The following is a 1,173-nucleotide window of genomic DNA, read 5'->3' as shown; positions in this document are numbered from 1 at the left end:
TCGCCCTGCCGCAGGGACTGGGCGGCGAGGTGCAGGGCGACGAGCGAGGAGGAGCACGCGGTGTCGACGGTGACCGCCGGGCCCTCCAGCCCGAAGGTGTACGCCACCCGGCCCGAGGCCACGCTGCCGGCGCTGCCGCTCACCAGGTAGCCCTCGTAGCCGTCCGGAGCCTGCGGGGCCTGGTGCAGCCGGGCGCCGTAGTCGTTGTACATGACGCCGGCGAAGACGCCGGTGCGCGAGCCGCGCAGGACGGCCGGGTCGATGCCGGCCCGTTCGAAGGCCTCCCAGGCGACCTCCAGCAGCAGGCGCTGCTGCGGGTCGGTGGTGAGCGCCTCGCGCGGGCTGATGCCGAAGAAGTCGGGGTCGAACCGGTCGGCGTCGTGCAGGAACCCGCCCGCGCGGGTGTACGACGTGCCGGGCCGCTCGGCGTCCGGATCGTACAGGCGCTCCAGGTCCCAGCCGCGGTCGGTGGGGAAGCCGGAGACCGCGTCGACGCCGTCGACCACCAGGCGCCACAGGTCCTCGGGTGAGCTCACGTCGCCGGGGAAGCGGCAGGCCATCGCGACGATGGCGATCGGGTCGGTGTCGGTCGCGGCGGTCGTGCCGTTGGCGACGGCGGCGACGGCCGGTCGGTCGGCCCGCTCGCCCAGGAGCTCGGTCCGCAGGAGGTCGGCGAGTGACGCCGGGGTCGGGTGGTCGAAGACCAGCGTGGTGGGCAGCCGGAGGCCGGTGGCCCTGGCGAGCCGGTTGCGCAGGTCGACCGCCGCCAGCGAGTCGAAGCCCAGATCGGTGAAGGCGCGGCCTTCCGCGACGGAGTTCGCGTCGGGGTGGCCGAGCACCGTGGCCGTGGTGGTCCGCACCAGGTCGAGCAGCATGCGGTCCGCCTCGGCGGCCGGGGCGAGGGCCAGCCGCTCGCTCAGGGCCGGGCCCTGGCCGTGGTCCGAGGCGCCTGCCGCGACCCGGCGCGGCGAGGTCCGCACCAGCGAACGCAGGGGCGCCGGCACCGGGGTGTCCGAGGCGGCCAGTGCTGCGGTCGCGAACCGGGCCGCCACGAGCGGCGACCGGCCGGATCGCAGTGCCGTGTCGAAGTGGGTGAGGGCTTCGGTGGTGGTGAGGGGGGTGATGCCGGTGCGGGCGAGGCGGGCGAGGTCGGTGGTGGTGAGGGTGGCGGCC

Annotated in this window: 1 protein-coding gene; it reads right to left on the bottom strand. The window is 75.9% G+C overall.

Annotated features, from left to right (window positions below; translation table 11 throughout):
• Positions 1 to 1,173, bottom strand: a 1,173-nt coding sequence (locus ACFV4G_RS43530; RefSeq protein WP_380449217.1) for a beta-ketoacyl synthase N-terminal-like domain-containing protein, incomplete at both ends; no start/stop codon positions are given.

The organism is Kitasatospora sp. NPDC059747, assembly GCF_042732955.1.
GTDB lineage: Bacteria > Actinomycetota > Actinomycetes > Streptomycetales > Streptomycetaceae > Kitasatospora.
This window is presented reverse-complemented; position numbering and strand designations above follow the sequence as displayed.